15 protein-coding genes and 1 pseudogene are annotated in these 20,096 nt (G+C 56.6%); 8 read left to right on the forward strand and 8 right to left on the reverse strand.

Translation table 11 applies throughout. From position 1 onward, the window contains the following. The first annotated feature begins 296 nt into the window (after positions 1-296). The 4 genes from R9J51_RS05960 to R9J51_RS05975 are packed head-to-tail and all read left to right on the forward strand — an operon-like array spanning position 297 to position 5,969. A complete protein-coding gene (locus R9J51_RS05960; RefSeq protein WP_179506095.1) occupies positions 297-593 on the forward strand; it encodes a hypothetical protein in 297 nt (98 codons plus the stop codon). Continuing rightward, positions 577-2,988 carry a type IV secretion system DNA-binding domain-containing protein gene (locus R9J51_RS05965; protein WP_179506096.1) on the forward strand — a complete coding sequence of 804 codons (2,412 nt, stop codon included), beginning with the start codon at positions 577-579 and terminating at the stop codon, positions 2,986-2,988. The genes R9J51_RS05960 and R9J51_RS05965 overlap by 17 nt, the downstream gene beginning before the upstream one ends. 3 nt (positions 2,989-2,991) lie before the next feature. Beyond that, positions 2,992-5,250, forward strand: a complete 2,259-nt coding sequence (gene mobF, locus R9J51_RS05970) for a MobF family relaxase (protein ID WP_432787883.1) — start codon at positions 2,992-2,994, stop codon at positions 5,248-5,250. 17 nt (positions 5,251-5,267) lie between these two features. After that, a complete protein-coding gene (locus R9J51_RS05975) occupies positions 5,268-5,969 on the forward strand; it encodes a hypothetical protein (protein ID WP_432787884.1) in 702 nt (233 codons plus the stop codon). An 82-nt stretch (positions 5,970-6,051) separates the two neighbouring features. On the opposite strand, the gene R9J51_RS05980 is transcribed toward R9J51_RS05975, so the two are convergent. The 4 genes from R9J51_RS05980 to R9J51_RS05995 form a co-directional block, all read right to left on the reverse strand. Further along, on the reverse strand, positions 6,052-8,811 hold the full coding sequence (locus R9J51_RS05980) for a DEAD/DEAH box helicase family protein (RefSeq protein ID WP_218843541.1): 2,760 nt from the start codon (positions 8,809-8,811) through the stop codon (positions 6,052-6,054). Positions 8,812-9,021: 210 nt separating this feature from the next. Then, positions 9,022-10,392 carry an IS1380 family transposase gene (locus R9J51_RS05985; protein WP_066763960.1) on the reverse strand — a complete coding sequence of 457 codons (1,371 nt, stop codon included), beginning with the start codon at positions 10,390-10,392 and terminating at the stop codon, positions 9,022-9,024. A gap of 81 nt (positions 10,393-10,473) precedes the next feature. Next, the gene (locus tag R9J51_RS05990) at positions 10,474-10,749 is read right to left on the reverse strand and encodes a hypothetical protein (protein WP_218847428.1); all 276 of its coding nucleotides are present in this window, start codon (positions 10,747-10,749) and stop codon (positions 10,474-10,476) included. Between the two features lie 4 nt (positions 10,750-10,753). Then, a complete protein-coding gene (locus R9J51_RS05995) occupies positions 10,754-11,974 on the reverse strand; it encodes a DNA methyltransferase (RefSeq protein WP_179506099.1) in 1,221 nt (406 codons plus the stop codon). A 68-nt stretch (positions 11,975-12,042) separates the two neighbouring features. On the opposite strand from R9J51_RS05995, the pseudogene R9J51_RS06000 reads away from it, so the two are divergent. Beyond that, positions 12,043-12,800 (forward strand): annotated as a pseudogene (locus tag R9J51_RS06000) (IS5 family transposase). Between the two features lie 111 nt (positions 12,801-12,911). After that, the gene (locus R9J51_RS06005) at positions 12,912-13,256 is read left to right on the forward strand and encodes a GFA family protein (protein ID WP_054132259.1); all 345 of its coding nucleotides are present in this window, start codon (positions 12,912-12,914) and stop codon (positions 13,254-13,256) included. Positions 13,257-13,269: 13 nt separating this feature from the next. Here the strand turns inward: R9J51_RS06005 and R9J51_RS06010 are convergent, their stop codons facing one another. The 4 genes from R9J51_RS06010 to R9J51_RS06025 are packed head-to-tail and all read right to left on the reverse strand — an operon-like array spanning position 13,270 to position 19,245. Continuing rightward, the gene (locus tag R9J51_RS06010) at positions 13,270-14,034 is read right to left on the reverse strand and encodes a site-specific DNA-methyltransferase (protein WP_179506101.1); all 765 of its coding nucleotides are present in this window, start codon (positions 14,032-14,034) and stop codon (positions 13,270-13,272) included. Between the two features lie 12 nt (positions 14,035-14,046). Beyond that, positions 14,047-14,754, reverse strand: a complete 708-nt coding sequence (locus tag R9J51_RS06015; protein WP_179506102.1) for a DUF4391 domain-containing protein — start codon at positions 14,752-14,754, stop codon at positions 14,047-14,049. Continuing rightward, on the reverse strand, positions 14,751-18,023 hold the full coding sequence (locus R9J51_RS06020; protein WP_179506103.1) for a helicase-related protein: 3,273 nt from the start codon (positions 18,021-18,023) through the stop codon (positions 14,751-14,753). Before R9J51_RS06020 ends, R9J51_RS06015 begins: the two co-directional genes overlap by 4 nt. 1 nt (position 18,024) lies before the next feature. Continuing rightward, positions 18,025-19,245: an ATP-binding protein gene (locus tag R9J51_RS06025; protein WP_179506104.1), complete on the reverse strand. Its 1,221-nt coding sequence runs from the start codon at positions 19,243-19,245 to the stop codon at positions 18,025-18,027. 118 nt (positions 19,246-19,363) lie between these two features. On the opposite strand from R9J51_RS06025, the gene R9J51_RS06030 reads away from it, so the two are divergent. Together R9J51_RS06030 and R9J51_RS06035 are read left to right on the forward strand one after the other, a co-directional pair. Beyond that, positions 19,364-19,717, forward strand: a complete 354-nt coding sequence (locus tag R9J51_RS06030) for a hypothetical protein (protein ID WP_179506105.1) — start codon at positions 19,364-19,366, stop codon at positions 19,715-19,717. A 31-nt stretch (positions 19,718-19,748) separates the two neighbouring features. Further along, a complete protein-coding gene (locus R9J51_RS06035; RefSeq protein WP_432787885.1) occupies positions 19,749-20,096 on the forward strand; it encodes a hypothetical protein in 348 nt (115 codons plus the stop codon).

Genomic DNA, 20,096 nt, shown 5'->3' on the forward strand with positions numbered 1-20,096 from the left:
CACATTTCGAAATTAGCAATGCAATTCATGTGCTTGATTGGTCATTCTCAATCGCGAATGGAGAATTGTCATCATTCGCGATGACGAATTACGAACCAATCCCGGCAATAACAATGTGGAATAACGAATAATATTTATAAGACCATGATTTTAAGTCGAATTTCATATTCGCTATGAGGAATGGGAATCGAGCATGGCGAGGAGCAACTGGGCGTCCCTCCGATTGCATTTTTGGTAATTTGCGATAGTTTCGTTGGGCGATAACCGGACCAGGCTGCTCATTGTCAGGAGCAGTCATGGCTAGATTAGTTCAATTCGGCCTCAGCATCACCCGTGCTCAGGATGATCGTCTGAAAGCGATCGCAGAGCGTGATGGGTCTTCGCGTGCTGAGGTCGCCCGACGTCTCATCGAAATCGCATTGCCCTTTGTTGATGGCGGGCTCGGAATCGACTTCGCGCGTCTCGTCACCATCCTCGAGTTTTGCAGCCTAGCTCAGGACTGCATCATGCAGAAGGTCGCGCCGGAAGAGGCGGACCGACTGTTGGCGCTCGCCATCACCAACGCGAAAAAATATCATGCCGCGCAACGATGACATCCGCTTCGACCGCCGCCCGGTTGCCCTCGAACATGCCTCGGCCCGTGGCGAGATTGTTCGCAACGTCGGAGCCTTCACCCGCGGATCTCAACTGATCCGATTGCGCTACATGATGATGATGGAGGGGTTGCGCTGGCCGGTTCTCGCAGCTCTTGCCAGTTTCTCTATACTGCTGATCTTGCTGCTGGCGATTGCCATGCACGAGCATGAGGTTCAGCTTGTCGAGATGCACCTCTTCGCGGGCTTCTGGAGCCTGGTCGATCTGGACCCAAGCCATTCAGTCAACCTGACCCTGACAGATGGCTCTCTGGTGCCGATGCAGATCGGAGATGTGCAGGATTATCCAGATGTCGCCCAAGCATGGACCAAATTCGTCCGCTGCTTGATCGTCGCCTTCGCTGGCTCGCTATTCTTCAGCGGGCCACTGGCCACCTGGTTCGTCCGCCTGTCCCAGAAGATTGGCGTCGATATCCTCAAGGAGCGCCATGAGCGCGGCGCGATGCTGGTTGGCACAGATGTTCTGATCCGAGAGATCAATGCCCATAATGCAGCCGAATTCGCCGCCGAACTGGAGACCGCACACACAACTCTTTCGCCTGACAGGGTTGTCGCTCTGCCGGTCGCCGAACGGGCGGCGATGGGCCTCCATGTGCCATATTCCATGGCGGGCATCGCCTACCCTTGGCGCCTCGAGCAAACTCACGCCATGCTGATCGGCACGACAGGTGCCGGTAAGACCACTCAATTGCGCAAGATGGTGCTAGAGGCGCGCGAGCGGGGCCATCGCTGCGTGGTCTTTGATCTCACCGGCGCTTTCGTTGAAGCCTTTTACGAGCAGGGACGCGATCACATCCTCAACCCGATGGACCTTCGGTGTCCACCGTGGACGATCTTCAATGATTGCGAAAACTATGCTGATTTCATCGGTGCGGCGGCCGCCCTTATCCCCGGCGAGGGAGGCAATGCCGAGCCGTTCTGGGCGCAGGCTGCTCGCACACTCTTCGTTGAAATGTGCATCAAGCTCGCTGAGCGCGGCGAGACAACCAATGGCGCCATCGCTCATCATCTGATGTCGGCCGACCTCAAGGCTGTCCATGATCGTCTACAGAACACGATCGCAGCGCCTCTGACGGCCGTTGAATCGGCGCGCATGGCAGAATCGATCCGATCCGTATTTAACACCAACGCGCAGGCTTTGCGCTTCTTGCCGGATCCCGTTCCCGGCGGGCCACCCCCATTTTCCATTCGGCGCTGGGTGCAAGAGCAGCCGGTTCCAGGATCAATCCTCTTCATCACTTCGACCCACACTGACCTTACCCTCAACAGATCCCTCCTGACGCTTTGGATGGATCTGGCAGTCAACGCATTGATGGGCATGCCGCGCACTCGCGATCTGCGCATGTGGTATCTTTTTGACGAAGTTCACGCGCTCCATCGCTTGCCAGCGATCGAGCACGGCTTGCAGACGGCGCGGGGCTTCGGCGGGGCCTTCGTGCTTGGAATGCACAGCTTCGACAAGCTCGCTGAAACCTATGGCGAGGAAGGCGCGATCAATCTGGCTTCGCTGGCTCGCACCAAACTGATCCTGGCAACCGCAGACAAGAATACCGCCGAGGTCTGCTCGAACTTCATAGGCTTTCGCGAGGTGCGCGAGACGGATGAAGCCTATTCGATTGGAGCGACAAGGTCGCGTGATGCCGCGACCATCACGCCGCGAACTGAGGTTAAACCCTTGGTCATTCCGGATGACATCATGAACCTCCCGTCACTGCACGGCTTCGTGAAGTTTCCCGAAGGCTTCCCCGCAGCCCGAATTCGCCTTGAATGGCGGGATTATCCAGCAATCGCTGAACCATTCCTGCGCACACCCCATATGCGTATTGCGGCTTATAGTCCGCCGGTCGAGCAGAGCCGGCGCGAGAGTGCAGAAGGTGGTCCTGCCCCTAGACTCATCGAAGCGGATAAGCCGGAAAAGGCGCCAAACCTGGCAAAGGATGCCGAGGTCGAACGGTCGCCAGAGCTACCGTTCGGTGACCTTCAGATTGGTTTGGCGCGCAGTGCACACTTCGATGTTGTGCCGGGAAGAAGGGCGGACGACGCGGATCCTGAGAAGCAGGCCAATGCCGCGACGGTCGCTACAAGCACGGAGCACCGTCGAGCTATGGGAATGACCGAAAACATCTATTCCCAATTGACGAGGGAGGAAGCCGAGCGTTTGCCGGCTTTCAATCTCACACGCACGCCCAGTCGTGAACAGCAGATCACCGTCGAGGAGAGAACTGGACAGGCCTATTTAGACCCGGCTGAAAAATCCGAGCAGCATCGTCATCATGATCACAGCGTGCCTGATTTGGCTCCAGACCGAAGCGATGACATGGACATGGGATATTGAGCGATGCTTTCGGTGGCATCGGTTCGGTCGGCAGGTGGCGCGGCAAACTATTTTGCCAAGGATGACTACTATGTTGGCGAGCACGCCAGCGAAGTCAGTGGTTGGGGCGGTCTGGGCGCGACCGAGCTCGGCCTATCCGGTGAGGTCGCCAAGCAGGCCTTTGTGGATTTGCTGCGGGGCAAGCTCCCGGACGGCGAGCAGATTGGCGATCCCGATCGTCGCAGAGCAGGCATTGACCTGACATTCTCCATGCCCAAGTCAGCCAGCGTGCTTGCCTATGTGGGGGGCGATGAGCGCATGCTTGCAGCCCATTTGCAAGCGGTTCGCCAGACCATGGGCTGGGTCGAGAAGACCTTTGCCGAGGGGCGAACCTATACCGAAAATTCCAAGGGCGATCCTATCCGCACTGGGCATCTGACCTATGCCTTGTTCCAGCACGACACGAGCCGCAAACTGGACCCACAGGCCCATATCCACGTGGTTGTCGCCAATCTCACCCGTGTGGGCGAAACGTGGCGTGCCCTGCACAACGATGAGCTCTGGAAAAACAATTCCATTATCGGGAGCGTCTATCATGCAACCTTGCGAAAAATGGTCGAGGACCTTGGCTATCAGACCAGACAGTCCGGTAAGCATGGCCAATTTGAAATCGAGGGTGTTCCCAAGGCGGTCTTGAGCGCTTTCAGCCAGCGCCGCGAAGACATTCTCGCCAAGGCGGCCGAGATCGGCGTTTCCACGCCTCAAGGCCGCGACGCGGTGGTCCTTCGCACGCGCGACGCCAAGATCAATCTCGATGATCGGGAGGCACTTCGCGCGGAGTGGGCGGAGCGGGCCGCTGGCTTGGGCTTTGATGGTTCTGCGCTGGTGAGCCGCGCCCGTGAACAGGTTGTTCAAGCCGAACGCAGCCGGACCGGGCTCGACGTGGTAAGGCAGATCGTGGATGTCGCCTCGAACTGGGCCGAGATGCTCAAACAATGGCTTCGGCCAGGCGATCCTTTGGTTACAAGCGGGATGGCGCGCTGGTCGATGTCGTCCCACGAAATCGGCGCAGAAATGGCCGTTGCCTCAGCTATTCGGATCCTTGGACAGCGCGAGGCCGCTTTCCCGATCCATGAGGTCTCTCGCACCGCCTTGGATCTGGGTATCAGGGGGGTAACGATCGAGAGTGTCGAGGCCCGTGTTCAGGCCTTGATCGACAAAGGGCAATTGATCACCGGATCCTTGGGGCGCCCGGAAGGAGCCAAGACCCATCTCACGACTCCGGACCATATTGCCGAAGAAAAGCGACTGTTGGACGCCATCGATGTCGGCCACGGTGCAAGTGAGGCCCTCCTGTCACCCGATCAGGCCGCGCAACAACTCCAGGAGAAGGCCGTCGGCCGACAGTTGGGAGCTGAGCAGCTTGAAGCCGGCATTCTGGCCTTGTCGAGCAGTGATCGAACGGTGGTAATCCAAGGGGTTGCCGGTGCGGGAAAGACAACGCTGATTGCGGCAATCGCTGGCAGCGCAGAAGCGGGTGGCAAACGGGTCTTGGGGCTTGCTCAGGCCAACACAATGGTTGCCATGTTGAAGGATGAGGCCGGAGTTCCAGCCCAGACCGTCTCCGCTTTCGTGAATGAGCATATCCGCGGCGCATTGGCGGGCCATGGCGAAGCATTCGAGGCATCCAAAGCGCATTTGAAAGACACCGTGCTGATTCTGGATGAGGCATCTCTCGTCGCCAACAAGCCCATGAATGATCTGATCACCATCGCCAATATGCTGAGTGTCGATCGGTTGGTGATGATCGGTGATCGGGCGCAGTTGCAGCCGATCGATGCCGGCAAGGCATTCACGCTCGTTCAGCAGCATCGACCGGCAATGGCGGAGCTGACGACCAGCCACCGCCAACGCACCGATGAAATGAGGGCCGTCGCGGCGCTGACGCGCACAGGCCACTTTGCCGGCGCGTTTAATGTGCTGGGTGAGAAGGTCGTCAGCGCCGGCACTGATTTTCGAGAGGCGGCAGCTCGAAAGTGGCTAGAACTGTCAGCAGAGGACCGCGCCCGGACTGCGCTATACGCGTCGGGCCGTGAAACCCGCGGAATCCTCAACGCTCTTGTTCAGGATGGGCTCAAGGCCGACGGCGTTTTGAAAGGGGAAGGACTGACCCTCACCCAGTTTGAGGGGTTGAACCTGACCCGCGAGGAACTGCGCTATGCCAAGAATTACCATCAGGGCCAGGTTCTCGAGGTTCACGGCCGTGGCAAGCCGGGGGCTTAGAGCGCGGCACATACGATGTGCTACGGGTTTCGGCCAAGGGCGTCGTAACGCTTCGAGATAGCGATGGGCACAAGCATCAGTTTCGGCCAGCCAAGCTCGATCCGGTCGACACGCGCGACGCGTTGGCCCTTTCGGCACGCGAGACTATCCAGATTCATGAGGGGGAGCACATCCGTTGGACGGCCAACGACAAAGCCCGTGGACTGCTAAATTCTGCCGCCGCCGAAGTTGTCGGCATCACACGTGACGGTGTGGAGGTGAGGACAAGTGAGGGTGTGAACATAGTGCTACCCCATGGCGACCACATGCTGTCTCGGCTCGGGCTGGCCTACGCAATCAACATGCATCAGGCCCAGGGTATGACGACCGATCAGGGCATTGGCGTCATGCACTCCGCCGAACGGCATTTGTCTAACCAGCGGTTGACCCACGTGATGGCGACCCGTGTCCGTGATGATTTGCTGATCTTCACCAACGATCGTGATGCCTTGCTGCGATCGATTGAGGCCAATCCAGGTGACAAGGCCAGTGCGATGGATCTGGTCGGCGGCAAGAAGGAAGCGGCTGGCAAGGCTCCACAGGAACACCAGGAACCAAGGCCTTCTAATCCATTCGAGATTGATCCTGCGACGTTGCAGGGCGATGTGAAACCCAATGAGATCGGGCGCATTCCTCAACGCATAAATCAGCCGGAAAAAGTGATCGATTTGAGCCTGTAGCCCAATCACCTTCGCAAATCGGGGACAGCTTGGGCTGCGGCCATCCTGAAGCGGAGCTCCAAGACGGCCGCGCTGCGCATTGTCAGGCCGCCCGGCTCACAATGTCCATGAGCTTCGCATAATCGGTCACGACGTCATATTTGACCTTGTCATCCGTCACCTTGCGGCCGATCTCGTCAAAGAATTTTCGCGCGCAGGCGATCTTGGTATTCTCGATCTCGCGCAGCTTCATCGACGACATGGTGCCCTTCGTTTCCGCCACAAAATAGATATGGCGGACGCTTCCCTCCTTGAAGGAGATTGCCCAGTCTGGGTTGTAATCTCCGACAGGCGTCGGGATCAGGAACCCGCGGGGCAGCTTGGCGTAGACGACCACCTCATCGCTGGTGTCCAGCTCCGCAACGAACCGCTTCTCGACTTCCGAATCCGTTACCACATAATCGTAGACATGGTTCTTCAGCTTCGCGCTGGCCTTCGAGAAATCCTGACCGGTCTGATTGGCCGTGAAAATGTCGACATCATAACGCTCGGCCAGCCCGTCATAAGTCAGGCGCTCGATCACCATGGTTGCCTTTTGCTCGGCGATGATCCGGGATGCCTCTGAGATGAAATGCTCCGGATTTTCCTTGAATTGCCCGAATACAGCAGGCGCAATCCCGGTCAGGATCTCAGCCACCGTGGCCCGAGTAAGCTGGACCAACTCACCGATTTTCCCAAGCAGATCATACTTTACGAGCGAGTAGACCGAGCCTCCCCGCTCCGTGGACGTGCCGGTGATTGCAAAGCCGTCGCCCGCCCTGAGTTGCTCGTCCGCGATTTGCTCGGCCTGGATACCGATTTGAACCGTGTACTGTAGCGGCGTTACCCTAAGCTGGCTGTCCAAAGCGCTGACGCATTTGTGAACCAGCTCTTCAGAATCGAACTCAACTCGATAAACAGCCTTCTGGTTGATCCTCGACCAAAGCGCCTGGAACTCCTTCTTCTCGAAATTCGCGTTCAGGGGATTGGTCTTTGGTTTACGGCCGTCGTCGATCTTGGGCAGTTGTGCATCGCTGAACACACTGTCGATGAGCTGGAAAACCTCATCGGCGTAGGGTTTCAAATCATCAGGTAGTTCCGCCAGCGTTCCTGTCTCTCGAGCTTCATGATATTTCCCAGCAATGCTCTTCTGCCGGTCCACATAGCCATTTTGCACGAGGTAGAACTCAATGCCGGCGGCCATGTCAGCGGAAACCTCTACCTTGCCTGTCTCTGTGTCCAGCACCTTGCCCTTGAAGTACGCTTCGTTCGCGAGCCGGGGGCGAGCTGACAGCGTTTCCGCGATCTCTTTCTGAAGGCCCGCGACAAAGTCCTTGTAGCTTTCGCTGGCCACTACGGTCAGCACATTGATGTCATGCACGATGGAGGGCTGATCCATCCTGTCGCCCTGCTGGTTGACCGACAGGCGCAAGCCACGCCCCACTTCCTGCCGGCGCGAGATTGTGTTGTCGCTGTGCTTGAGCATGCACATGACGAACACATTAGGGTTGTCCCAGCCTTCGCGCAGTGCCGAGTGGGAGAAAATGAAGCGCACTGGCTCAGCCTGCGAGAGCAGGCGTTCCTTGTTTTTCAGGATGAGGTCGTAGGCATCGGCGTCATCCGACAGGCCTTTGTCCTCGCCGGTTTTCTTGATGTCCGGATCGACTAGGCGCTTTTGCTTGTCGATCGCAAAATAGCCTTCATGCACCTTGGCTACAGGATCGCGCTCCAAGAATGCCCTGTACTTGTCATTTTCCAGTGGCAATTCCGCCAGATATTCGGCTTTGAGAAGTGCATACTCCTCTTCGAAGACCCGAGCATATTCGCCTTTTTCATCAGCCTGGCCGTAGTCGCGATATTTGACGACCTCATCGATGAAGAACAGAGACAGCACCTTGATGCCTTGGGCGAAGAGCTGCTTTTCCTTGTCGAAATGGGCCTTGATCGTCTCGCGGATCTGGATGCGCCGAATGTCGCGCTCCGACACATCGCCGACAGCTTCGCCAGCCTTCAACATGATGCCGTTGGTGAACTCGACAGTGTCGTTGTTGTAGTCGATCTGGGAAATGGTGAAGCCGTCGCGGTACTGGTCCAACTCGCCAGACTCTGAAAACAGATCATCCCTGAACTCCAGGCGCTTGATCTGGCGCTTGATCTCACCCGATTTCAGCCGCACCTCGAGCTCAAGGCGAGCCACGGGGGCCTTCTTCGAGATCTCGATTCCTTCCAGATAGAGGTAGGCGTTAGTACCCGCCAACCCGCGGGTCTGGATACCGCGCACGGCAATTTTCTTGACCAGCTTCTGGTTGTAGGCGTCGAGGGCATCCAGACGATGAATGCGGTTGTGCTGGGTCTTGTGCGTGGCCGAGTAGCGCAGGATCATCAGCGGTTTGAATTTCGGCAAGGCCTCCATCGTGGCCTTGCCTTCCATCTTCTGGGGCTCGTCGAGAATCAGGATTGGTCGGTTGGACGCGATAACGTCAATCGGGCGGCGCGATTGGAAGTCGTCCAGCTCATCATAGATCCGTCGATTGTCAGCTCCTTTGGCAGCGAAAGCCTGGATGTTGATGACCATGACGTTGATACCAGCATCGGAGGAAAAGCTTTCCAGCTCATGCAGGCGCTTGGAGTTGTAGATGAAGAACCGGGCCTTCTTCCCATAGGTTTCCGTGAAGTGGTCGGCCGTGATCTGCAGCGACTTGTACACGCCTTCGCGGATCGCGATCGAGGGCACCATGATGATGAACTTCGACCAGCCAAACCGCTTGTTCATCTCGAAAATCGTCTTGATGTAACAGTAGGTCTTGCCGGTGCCAGTCTCCATCTCGACGTCGAGATTGAACTTGCACCCAGCGCTGACCACTAGCCCGGCTTATTCATGAGCCCGCTGCACTGGGGCGTGCCGGGTTTGATGTGTCGGTGGCCGCGTGATCCGGGCGCGCGGTTTCGGCGGCGTTTTTCGCCGCAGCAAAACCGATGGCTTTTCGAGGTTGATGGGCGATGGCTCGGGCTTTGTGCGGCACAGCCGCGCTGGCTATGTCGGCGCTGGCCGGAGACTGGTGGCGATGGCTTTGAACACGCCGGCGTCGGGGCATGCTGACGCGAAGGCGACACGGATGCGCGAGGCGGTCTCGATGACGCGGGCGGCGACCTTGAGCAGCCGCAGGCGCAGCGTTGCGAACTCGGCAGTGGCCAGAGAGGTGGCCTTGGGGATGGCCTGCTGGACGCGCCACATCAGCCAGTAGGCGGCGGTATGCAGGATGAGGCGCATCTGGTTGGCATTGGCCGAGCGGCACGAGGTGCGATCGCTGGCCAACTGGGTCTTGTGGCGCTTGATCAGGTTTTCGGCTTGGCCGCGCGCGCAATAGAGCGTGTCGTAAATGTGCTCGGGCGAGCCTTCTGTCAGCGAGGTGACGACATAGCGGATGTCCATGCCCAGCGTGCTGGCCTCAATCCGGGCGACGACGCGGCGTTGGCTCTTCCAGCTTTTGGCGCCGTAGCGGGTCTCGACATAGTTGCGCAGGACCGGATGTTGGGCCTGGGCCCGCTTGACCGCGCAGGCATCGGCGACGGCAACGATGGCCGGATCGGCCCGCAGCGCGGCGTTGGTCGGCAAGCCGAACACGTAATCGACCCCGGCCGCCTCGCAGAACGCCATGATCTCGGGACGGGCGTAGTGCCCATCGCCGCGGATGGTGATGTGGGTATCGGGCCAGTGCTGGCGGATATGACGCACCAGGCGCCGGATGTGGCCGGCACCTTCGGCACCCGACGGCGTCTTGCCAGTGCGCAGCAGCATCGCCACCGGCCGCCCGCTCGCGGTATCGTACACATGGATCGGCAGGAAGCAGCGCTCACCGTGATGTCCGTTCCAGAACGAGAGCTGCTGATAGCCGTGCACGACATCACACGTGTCATCGATATCCAGCGTCACCGCCGCCGGTGGGGCCGGATAGCTGGCACAGTAAACGCCGATCATCGCGACCATCATCCGGGCCAGTTCACGCGTGGTCGGTGCATTCTCCCAGCGGCTCATCGTCGGTTGGCTGGCCAGCCCCGCGCCCGATCCCGGCAACTTGCCCAGCGCCAGGCGGAAGCCCGGATCGTCGCGCAGGGCATCGAGATCATCGGCGTCCTCATAGCCACACGTGATCGCGAACACACGGGCACGCAGAATGTCATCGAGGCGATGGATCACCCGCGTCGGGTCACGCGGATCGGCGATGCACGCAGCAAGCTGCCGGCAGATCCCCATCGCGCGCTCGGCCTGCGCCAGCAGCAGAACGCCGCCGTCAGAGGTCAGCCGGCCACCGTCGAACGCGGTTGTGACCTTCTTGCCGCCAACCGCTGGAAACGAAAATCCCGGTGCGCTATCATCGCTCCCGGCGGGTGTGGTCCGTGGCATAAATTGCCTCGCTGAAGGACTGGTCTAGACACCCATTTTCCTACTGCAAAGCAATCGCTTACGCCACTCCCGCCAACCCTCTCACCCGCCGCGGTGAATAAGACAGGCTAGCTTGTCGGACAGCGGCAGGTTCTGACGCTTCTGCACATCGCGGATGTTGGCAAGCACCTGCGCGTCGGGCAATGCCAGATCGGCGTTCTTGAAACCTTCCTCGAAGGCGCTTGCCTGCGGGTTACGGCCAGGATCCATCCTGTAGCTGGTTCCGGTCACCAGAGGCTGACCAGCGAAGCAATCGACAACCGATTCCACGGCATAGGTCTGGTAGGGCTGAACCTTGAATTTGAGTTTCATGGCCATGACCTCAAATTGCCTTCACATCGGTGCCAGGCGACAGCTCCCGAAAGATCTGTTCAACATTGATTTTCACGGCGTCGGAAACGAATCCATTGTCGCGGAATACGATACGCAGCGGGTGCAGACCAGCCAGATACTTCACCAGGTCCTCGGTTACACCTGCGTCAAAGCAGGCGGCCAAAGCATTGTCGTCAACAAAGAAGATGGTCTTGCCTTGGACCACCTCGCGCCGGATCGGCAACGTTAGGTCGATGCCCCAGTCAACGAGCACTTGGAAAAGCAGATCTTCAGATGTTCGGTCAGACTTGGTATTATCGACGGCCGACAGGAGGTCTTTCTGGACGATATAATCTGGCCGATAGTAGACATCCTGCATATTTGATGTGTCCACCTTGAGAACCCGAAAGCCGACGTCCTGATTCCAATTCGAATGGCATTGACCAGATAGAATTTTTTTTCCTGCTCGCCGAATACGCTCCTTCGAAAGATCGGAAATTGTTTTATATCCTTCGCTCCGCGCCGTAGAACCTTCCGGCGTAGATTCGGGTAGCTGGACCATTATGAATTTTCTATTCGATCCTTCAGTCGCGTTAATATTCATCAGCGCGTGAGCGGTCGAAGAAGATCCGGCAAAAAAGTCCAAAACAATATCGCCATCATTTGAGCCGATTTTGATAAGCTTTTCCAAAAGTGCTGGCGACTTTGGGAAATCCATCACTGCTTTTCCAAAAAGTTCTTTCACCGACGATCGGCCATAATCGTTCGTAATCTCTTTGTCAGTCCAAAGAGATTTGGCCATAGTCTTTGCTGTTTCTCCATCTTTATTGAGGTAGTCTTTGCGATATACCCTCCACTCCCCTCTAGATTCTTCAGCAATGAGTAAGTCGCCTTCTTTGGCAACTTTTTCCTTCCCCCACGTCCAGCACGTTTTTGTACCGTCGGGAGTGTCCGGCCAGACCTCATCCGTGAAGGAATCGTCTTGTTTTGTTGATACGGCAAGATTCTTAGGGTTGACATAAAGGGGGAAGTAAAGATTTGGGCGCGTTACTGGATTGAAGGCCTGATTCCGATTACGAAGACCCAAAAGTCGGTAAGCGCCATTGCTGTCGCTGCGATTATACTCGTCCGCCATGCGGCCATCTTTCTCCAATCCGCCAACGCAGTTGGAGTTTAGGCCATCACGAACAAAAATAAGGATGGATTCGTGCGTGTTAGGGTGAAAACCCAATCAACCTATTGAAAATTGGATGAGAGGTTGATTCAATGGGCTTCCACGGCAGATGGAAGCCCTACGCGATGTCTCGTTCATTGTTCTGGTTGTCAGATGAAGCTTGGTCGGCGATCGTGCCGCATTTGCCGAAAAATCAACCCGGAGCTCAGCGCGTCGATGATCGGCGAGTGATCTCCGGCATTTTCCATGTGTTAAAGTCAGGCTGTCGCTGGTGCGATTGTCCGGCGGATTACGGCCCCTCGACCACAGTCTACAACCGCTTCAACCGCTGGTCGCGGCGCGGTTTCTGGACGAAATTGCTCGACGCTTTGGTAGAGGCGGGCGCAGTCACGAAGAGCACCTCGATCGATAGCACCTACATCGAGGTCCAGCGCTCGGCCTTCGGTGGAAAAGGGGGCACCAGGCGCAAGCGATCGGACGTTCTCGCGGTGGCTGGACAACCAAGGTCCATGCCCTGACAGATGTTCTGGGGCGGCCCTATGCCTTGATGCTCACTGCAGGCAATATCAGCGACGTGAAGGCTGCTCCGACATTGCTCGAACGCGCTGGTCGCATGCGTTACTTGCTCGGCGACAAAGGGTATGATTCCAACAGTTTGCGCAAGATCCTGCGTGAGGGCGGCACCAGTCCTGTCATCCCTGGCAGGCGGAACCGCAAGCGCGCCGTTCGCTATGATCAGAAGCGCTACCGCGATCGCCATCTCATTGAAAATGCCTTCTGCAGAATCAAGGACTTTCGCCGCGTAGCCACTCGCTACGACAAGCTCGCCGCAAATTTTCTGTCAGGCGTCGCCCTCGCAACCGCGCTCGCCTTCTGGCTGTGATTGTGGATCGAGCAGCCACGTTGGCCCTCATTCGTTGCGCGACCAAGCCTATGTGGGCATAGTCAGCATATTCGGTGGCAATGGCCGATCGCGAGGGGGGTGGGGATTTTCATGACGGCATATCGGGGCGCGTGCCATTGCGGCGCGGTGCAGTTTTCGATTGTAACTGATCCAGACTATTCGGTGCGCTGCGACTGCTCGCTGTGCCGGCGACATGTCTCGGTCATGCTGCGCTGTGATGAGAACGACTTGAAAATCATCTCCGGGCAGGCCGCGCTAACTACCTATCAGTTCAACACTCGGGTAGCGGTCCATTATTTCTGCCGCCATTGTGGCGTCTACACATTCCACAAGATGCGGAAATTTCCTGATAAATATGGCATCAATGCTGGCTGCATCGAGGGCATTGATATGTTCGCTCTCCGCCCGATACTGATCGAAGGATCAAAGGTGTGAGGTCGTGGGATGCCTATACCCTCAGCCATGATTGAGTCTCAACCCTAGCAATAAATCTATCAAGGTGCCGACCTCGTGGATTTAGCTGAACGGCTAGTTGCACAACGAAATTTTCATCTCCAAATATCTCTCTTCCAATTTTTATCAATGAACTGGCTTCATTATCATCTATACTGATGAAGACTGCCCCATCTGGTGTGAGGAGGCTTTTTGCAAGGCGAAGTCTCGCGTACATCATGCTGAGCCAGTCTGAGTGAAATCGACCGTTCGCAGTCGTGTTGGCGATTAGCCGATTTCCCACTTCATCCTTTTGGTTGGATCGCTCTAAAAAGTGTGCCGTACTTTCCGAAAAGTCATCGTCATAGACGAAATCATTTCCCGTATTGTACGGAGGGTCGATATATATCATTTTCACTTTGCCGAGATAACTTTCCTGAAGAAGTTTTAGGGCTTCAAGATTATCTCCTTCAATAAATAAATTTTTAGTTTGATCAAAATTAACGCTTTCCTCGCGCCACGGACGCAAAGTCTTGGCAATTGGTGTGTTTGCAAGCGCCAAAGCTTCACGCTTGCCGGGCCAGTCAAGTCGATACCTTTCTTGAGGCCCTTCTACGATATGATCACTCAATTCTTGGCGAAGTTGATCAAAATCAATCGCTAAACGTAGTTGTCCTGTCGCCTCGTCACGCGCCTCAGTCACGCAATAAGGAAACAAATCTCTGATTTTAGCTACACTCTCTTGGCTCAGGTCAGGGCTGTGCATCTTCAGCTTATCCATCGTCACTTCCTTTTACTCGCTCGCAGCCGACTGGCGGTCGTCCGCGCCAGCGAGCTTTTCCCGCTTGAGTTCGGCCAGTTGGAGCCTGGCCGCGCGTAGCTCTGCATTGATCTCCACGCGCTTGTTAAACTGCTTTTCCCGATTGAGGCGAAGCGAGATGCGCTCAACCTCTCGCGTTTTTGCCCGGATCGCCTCCATCCTGGAAATACGGGCTTGAATGTCCTCTTCGGAGCCCAGTTGGTCAGGCATCAGCGCGCTGAGAATCTGTTCGTAAAGCCCGCCGAGGTTGAGCGCGATGGGTAGAGGCTGACGCGCAGCACCATCGTCCATCCAATGGGTCTCGAAATATTCGCTCACGACCCACTTCGTAGAGTCCGCCTCGCTGGGCCGCTTGAAGGCTGCGACCACTTTGCGCTTACCCGACCAGGTCAGCTCGAAAATGAGGGGAAATGGAATGGCCCGGTCGATGGCTCGCAGAACATCCAGATCCACTTCGGCCCTACGCAGGCTGATAGTGAAGACCTGAATCTCCGACACCGAGCGCGTCGGGGCCAGATTGATAGTCTCTTGAGCGAGCTTGAACTTCCATACGATCTGATCGACCTGCGTGATGAACAGGTCTTTCAATGCCGTGCTGGCGCCGGCGTGCTCATAAATCTTGTTTTTGGGCACGACGCGACCGAACGCTGCCCCTTTGGGATAATCGAAAAGCGGCGTCATTCTGTGGATTCCTCCACGACCAAGAAGGCAATCAGTTCAAAGTCATCAAGACCGGCGATTGTGTGAACCAAAGCCGATGTCCGCCCGCCACTGAACAGGCTGTCGAGGTCTTTTTCCTCTTTCACATCGATCATGGAACGGATCGCGGCGCTCAGCAGGTTTGAGCACAAGTCCATCTTGCGGCCGTCCTGAGTCCTCTCGTTGAACAAGCGGCACACCGAGGCGACTGGTTCGGATATGCCTTTGCAGCTTGAACGGATCAGGTCGAGCAGGCGCTTGACCTGGGTGTGATCGACCACGATCTCGCCATCGTTGCCGATGTAGACGAGATAATAGGGGTGCAGGCGGTTCTGCTGATTGACGTTCACGCTGTCGTGAATGTTCCGCAGCGCAAAAATTACGCCTGGCATCAGGCCGACTTTGGCATTGGCCGGTACGACGGCGTGCATGCCATTCGGCAGGTTATCCAGCTCGCCATTGGCCTTGATGTAGTTCAGCAAATCCATCCTGAAATCGTTGAGCCCGAGGTCCGTGATGGAGATGCCGGTCCGAACGTCTTCAAGCTCGATCACTTCATCCTGCAAGCGCTGAAGCTGCTCCTTGCGATACGCAATGTCGCTACTCTTGGCCGTCAGAACATTGTCATCGCCCGTTGCGGTGACATCCGCGATCATCATTCGATTTTCGACGCGTTCTTTCAGATTGATGTATTCATCAAGCGAGATGTCTGGCCAATAATTGACCAACTGGATCTGGCTGTTGGGTGAGCCAATACGGTCGATGCGCCCGAAGCGTTGGATGATACGCACCGGGTTCCAGTGAATGTCGTAATTCACGAGGTAGTCGCAATCCTGCAGGTTCTGGCCTTCCGAAATGCAGTCCGTGCCGATCAGGATGTCGAGCTCGGCAGGCTCCTCCGGCAGGATGAGGTGTTTTTCCTTGGACCTTGGCGAAAACAACGTCAGCACCGATTGGAAGTCATAGGCCTTTTTCAGCGTAGTTTTCGGCGCATCCGACCCGGTCACTTTGCCTGTGTGAATGCCGTTTGATTGCAAAAGGGCAGGCGCCAGATTGGCATAGAGGTAGTTGGCCGTGTCGGCGAAGGCCGTGAAGATGATGACCTTCCGGTTCCCCGGATTGAGCGGTTCCGCCAGCTTCTTGGCGATGATGCCCTTCAAATGCTGGAGTTTGGCATCATCATCGGGACCGACCAGTTCCATCGAGGTGGTCAATTCGCGGATCAGGAAAAGGTCGGCTTCCAGATCATGCTTCCACGACGGCACGTCCATGTCCGCCAGGCTGATCTGCACCTTCTTGCCCACGGTAAATTCGCCCACGCCGCCGAGGTCATCATCCTCGTCGTCCAGCGAAACGTCAGCCAGGTAGTCGCTGACGGTCTGGGTTCCGCCGGATCGTTCGAATTCAGCGATGGCGTCGAGGGTGCGGGTGATGTTGCCGCTGAGCGCCCGCAGCGTACGGCGGAACGCCTCTACAGAGCTTTCAAGCCGCTTCAGCAGATTGGTGGTCATCAGCGCCTGCAAGCTGCGCTCACGATCGGCTTGGCGGAGTTTGCCGCGCCCGCCCTCGACCTGTGTGTCGTAGATCTCTTCGTATTTTGCCAACCGGCTCGGCAGGATGTAGCCAATCGGCGCATATACGGCCAGCTTGAGCACCGAGAGCCGGGCAAAGATGTCGTTGAGCCCCAGCACGTCTTGCCGATGGGTGATCGGGCACTGATAGGACAATGGCTTGCGTCGTTGCGGAAACTTGCCGATGTCTTTGGTGTCGTAGAAGGTCTCGATATGCTTGCGTGACCGCGCAATCGTCACCGCATCGAGCAGCTCGAAAAAGTCGAAATCTAGGGCCTTCAGGATGGCTGCTGCGGTCCGTTCCTCGGCCGGAAGCTCGCCCCAGGCATTGAACGCCTTTTGCGCGCGGCGGAAAATCTCTTCGACCCCAGTATTCGACTTCAGATTGCGGCTGAGAGATTCGGATTCCCCCTCGTAGCCAAGGGCAAGCTGGTTGCGCAGGTCGTTGAAGCGGTTGTTGACCGGTGTCGCCGACAGCATGAGAACCTTGGTCTTCACGCCGTCGCGGATCACCTTGTTCATCAGCTTCTGATAGCGGGTTTCCCGGTCCTTATAGACGTCATTGTTCCGGAAATTGTGGGACTCGTCGATCACAACCAGGTCATAGTTGCCCCAGTTCACGCGATTGAGCGGAATGCCAAACGACTCCCCCGAGGTCCGGGAAAGATCGGTGTGGCAAAGTACGTCGTAGTTCAGCCGGTCCTTGGCAAAAATATTGGTCTTGAGGTTGGTGTTATAGTTACGCCAGTTGTCGGCCAGCTTCTTGGGGCACAGCACAAGGACGGAACGGTTGCGCAGTTCGTAGTATTTTACGACCGCCAACGCGGTGAAGGTTTTGCCCAAGCCGACGCTATCAGCCAGAATGCAGCCGTTGTGCGTTTCCAGCTTGTTGATGATGCCAGTGACCGCATCGCGCTGGTAGTTGAACAGCTTGTTCCAGACCTGACTGTCCTTGTATCCGGTCAGATCGTTGGGCAGGGCATCCTGATCGAGGTCTTCGAGGAAGTCCTTGAAGATGTTGTACAGGATCTGAAAATACAGACGTTCTGGCGAGTTTTCCTGATAGACTGACTCGATATGGTCGCAGATGGCCGATGTGACATCCTTCACCTTTTCGGTGTCATTCCAGATCTGGTTGAAGAGCTGGAGGTAGACATCCGTGTGGCTGGGATCGTCAACGCGGGTGACCAAGTTCGATACTGCGCTGCCCTTCTGATAGCCGAGGTCAACCGCCGTGAAGCCGCTGATCGGCATATAGGCAGCCCCACCGCCATCAGCAGCGACATGCACGAATTGCTGCATGGCAGCACTGGTCGAATTCGACTTGAAGCGCGCCTTCTTCCTGATCCAGTCCGCGCATTCGCGCGCGATGGCGCGCTGCGTCAGCTTGTTGCGCAACTGGATCTCGAATTCAGTGCCGTAAAGGCTGGCCTCACCGCTCGCCTTTGGGATGAAGAATTCCCGGCGCTCCTTGCGAAGCCTGTCAGTCACTTCGGTTGGCACGAAGGTCGGGGACGTGAAGATGAATTGCAGGCTATCGACCTTCGAAAGCTCTGTCTTCAGGGCCTCGAAAGCGTAGATTGAAAAGCAGGATGCAGCGATTTTCAGCCGAGAGCCTCTACCAAGAGTGGCCTTCAGATCGTCACCGAGTAGCTGTGATGTGTTGTCGATAATTTTCATCTCAGCCCCACAAACAGGAAATTGGTGCGGCGGCGAGTTTGTCGCCAAACGGCACAAGGTCAGTGCTGTCGTAAAGCACGACCCCATAGGCGAAACGATCCTTGCAGGCTTCCGCCAGCGTCCGCAGGCCGCCAAAATCAGAAGCCTTCACAGTTGCCGACGCCTTTATCTCGATCCCTACGATCATCCCGTCGTCGCGTTCGAGAACGATGTCCACCTCACGCATCTGCTGATCGCGGAAGTGGTATGGAGTCAGCCTCAAGTCCGATGCCGTCATAAGTTTCATGACTTCGGCAAACACGAAGCTCTCGAGCAACGCGCCGAAGACCTCACGACTTGCCTTAACCCGATCGAAATTCAGCCCACGCGCCGTTGCCAGCAAGCCGGGATCGAGGAAATGCAGCTTTGGCGTTTTGACAAGCCTCTTCAGGGCATTGGTGTACCAAGGTTGCAGGGTCGCGACGAGGAAGACCTGCTCAAGCAAGGCAACATAACGCTGGCCGGTTTTGTAGCTGACATTGATGCTGGAACCGAGCTGAGAAAAATTCACCAACTGCCCTGAATGCTCGGCCAGCAACCGCACAAATTTGGGCAGTTCCGCGATTTTCTCGATCTCGGCGATGTCCCTTAAATCACGGGTCAGGACCGAGGTTAGATATGACCGAGCCCAGTCCTGTCGGCGCCGCTCGGTTTCGCGTGCAATTGCTTCTGGATACCCCCCTAGCAGGGCAAGACGGACAAGATCATCGCCAACGATGGCTTGCTTGTCGCCCTGCAGTTTGCCGTCGAACAAGCGCTCAAGGAAGGTAGGCTCAATTCCCTCGATCTCCGCTCTCGACAGCGGGAGCATATCAAGCGTTTCCATACGCCCGGCCAAACTGTCGGCGACCCTTGGAAAGGTCAGAACATTGGCGGAGCCTGTGAGCAGGAAACGTCCAGGGCGATAATCCTCGTCGACCGATTTTTTGATCGCGAGCAGAAGGTCAGGCACGCGTTGAACCTCATCGATGATCGCCCGATCCAAGCCGCGAACAAAGCCGCTGGGGTCATTTCGGGCGGCTTCGAGGGCTGTCTGATCGTCGAGCGTGACGTAGGTTCGCCCGGCCTCGCCCATCTTCCTGACTAGCGTCGTTTTGCCAGCCCGGCGAGGCCCAGTCACCAGAACCACTGGGGTATCTGATAGTGCTTCCTCGACCCTGCGCTCAACCAGACGTGTGTACATGACCGCTCCTGACAGACAGGAGTATCGTTTATGATAATTAGAAGTCAATGGCCGGGAGATTAGAAATTTTTCCACTGCAAAATAGAGGGCGTCCCCCTGTCGCAGCTTCAGCAAGGCTATGATCTGGAAGCTTTCAGGCTTCGTCGATCAAGCGTTGAATCTTTCCGATAGGGGTGTCGTCGATGGGACGGATCGTCTCGCCACAGCTTGGGCACTCAACCGTCCGCTCAAGACGCATAGTCTTGTAGGCGATGTTCAGGGTGCCGCCGCAGACCGGACAGCTTGTCTGAGCCATGATATCGTCAAGTTCATGAGCCATAGAAGGCATTATATGCGTAAATTGTCCCACGGCGAAGCTCAAAGCGTGGGCATCAAAGCGAAGATCTCAAATCGGGCCAAATCCCCATTTATGACCAAGCGACTTAAGTCTGAAGTTATGGTTTTCCGATTGTCAGCCCACCAATCTGTTTGAGTTTTGTTCTCCTTTGAGCTAGATTTCCGGTATGGATAGTCAGCATGAAATCGCCCAACTCAAGGCTCAAGTCGACCAACTGACGGCTGAGAACGCAGCCTTGCGCGAGGAAGGCTTTCGAGGCTCGAAGGCCGAAGCGCTGATGGCGCTAGAGTATGACCGCATCCCGACCTTCATGAAGAGCCAGCAGGCCATTGCTTGGCAGCGGAAGATTGCCACCGCAGTCATGATTGTCGTGACTTTGATCCTCGTTGCGGTTGCTGTGTTTGGGGGGCTGTATGCTTATCGGGACCATCAGCAGTTGGAAGAAATGAGGCGACTTCAGGCAAACGTTGAGCACGATTTCTGGAAGGATCCTGCCTTCAAAGCGAAGAAATAG

The sequence above is a fragment of the Novosphingobium rhizosphaerae genome, assembly GCF_050920675.1.
Lineage (GTDB): Bacteria > Pseudomonadota > Alphaproteobacteria > Sphingomonadales > Sphingomonadaceae > Novosphingobium > Novosphingobium rhizosphaerae.

Excerpts from the sequence above, each read along its gene's own strand:
- R9J51_RS05960 (WP_179506095.1), top strand. The coding sequence starts at position 297 with ATGGCTAGATTAGTTCAATTCGGCCTCAGCATCACCCGTGCTCAGGAT.
- R9J51_RS05965 (WP_179506096.1), top strand. The coding sequence starts at position 577 with ATGCCGCGCAACGATGACATCCGCTTCGACCGCCGCCCGGTTGCCCTC.
- mobF (WP_432787883.1), top strand. The coding sequence starts at position 2,992 with ATGCTTTCGGTGGCATCGGTTCGGTCGGCAGGTGGCGCGGCAAACTAT.
- R9J51_RS05980 (WP_218843541.1), bottom strand. The coding sequence starts at position 8,811 with ATGGAGACTGGCACCGGCAAGACCTACTGTTACATCAAGACGATTTTC.
- R9J51_RS05985 (WP_066763960.1), bottom strand. The coding sequence starts at position 10,392 with ATGCCACGGACCACACCCGCCGGGAGCGATGATAGCGCACCGGGATTT.
- R9J51_RS05990 (WP_218847428.1), bottom strand. The coding sequence starts at position 10,749 with ATGGCCATGAAACTCAAATTCAAGGTTCAGCCCTACCAGACCTATGCC.
- R9J51_RS06005 (WP_054132259.1), top strand. The coding sequence starts at position 12,912 with ATGACGGCATATCGGGGCGCGTGCCATTGCGGCGCGGTGCAGTTTTCG.
- R9J51_RS06010 (WP_179506101.1), bottom strand. The coding sequence starts at position 14,034 with ATGGATAAGCTGAAGATGCACAGCCCTGACCTGAGCCAAGAGAGTGTA.
- R9J51_RS06015 (WP_179506102.1), bottom strand. The coding sequence starts at position 14,754 with ATGACGCCGCTTTTCGATTATCCCAAAGGGGCAGCGTTCGGTCGCGTC.
- R9J51_RS06020 (WP_179506103.1), bottom strand. The coding sequence starts at position 18,023 with ATGAAAATTATCGACAACACATCACAGCTACTCGGTGACGATCTGAAG.
- R9J51_RS06025 (WP_179506104.1), bottom strand. The coding sequence starts at position 19,245 with ATGTACACACGTCTGGTTGAGCGCAGGGTCGAGGAAGCACTATCAGAT.
- R9J51_RS06030 (WP_179506105.1), top strand. The coding sequence starts at position 19,364 with ATGATCTGGAAGCTTTCAGGCTTCGTCGATCAAGCGTTGAATCTTTCC.
- R9J51_RS06035 (WP_432787885.1), top strand. The coding sequence starts at position 19,749 with ATGGATAGTCAGCATGAAATCGCCCAACTCAAGGCTCAAGTCGACCAA.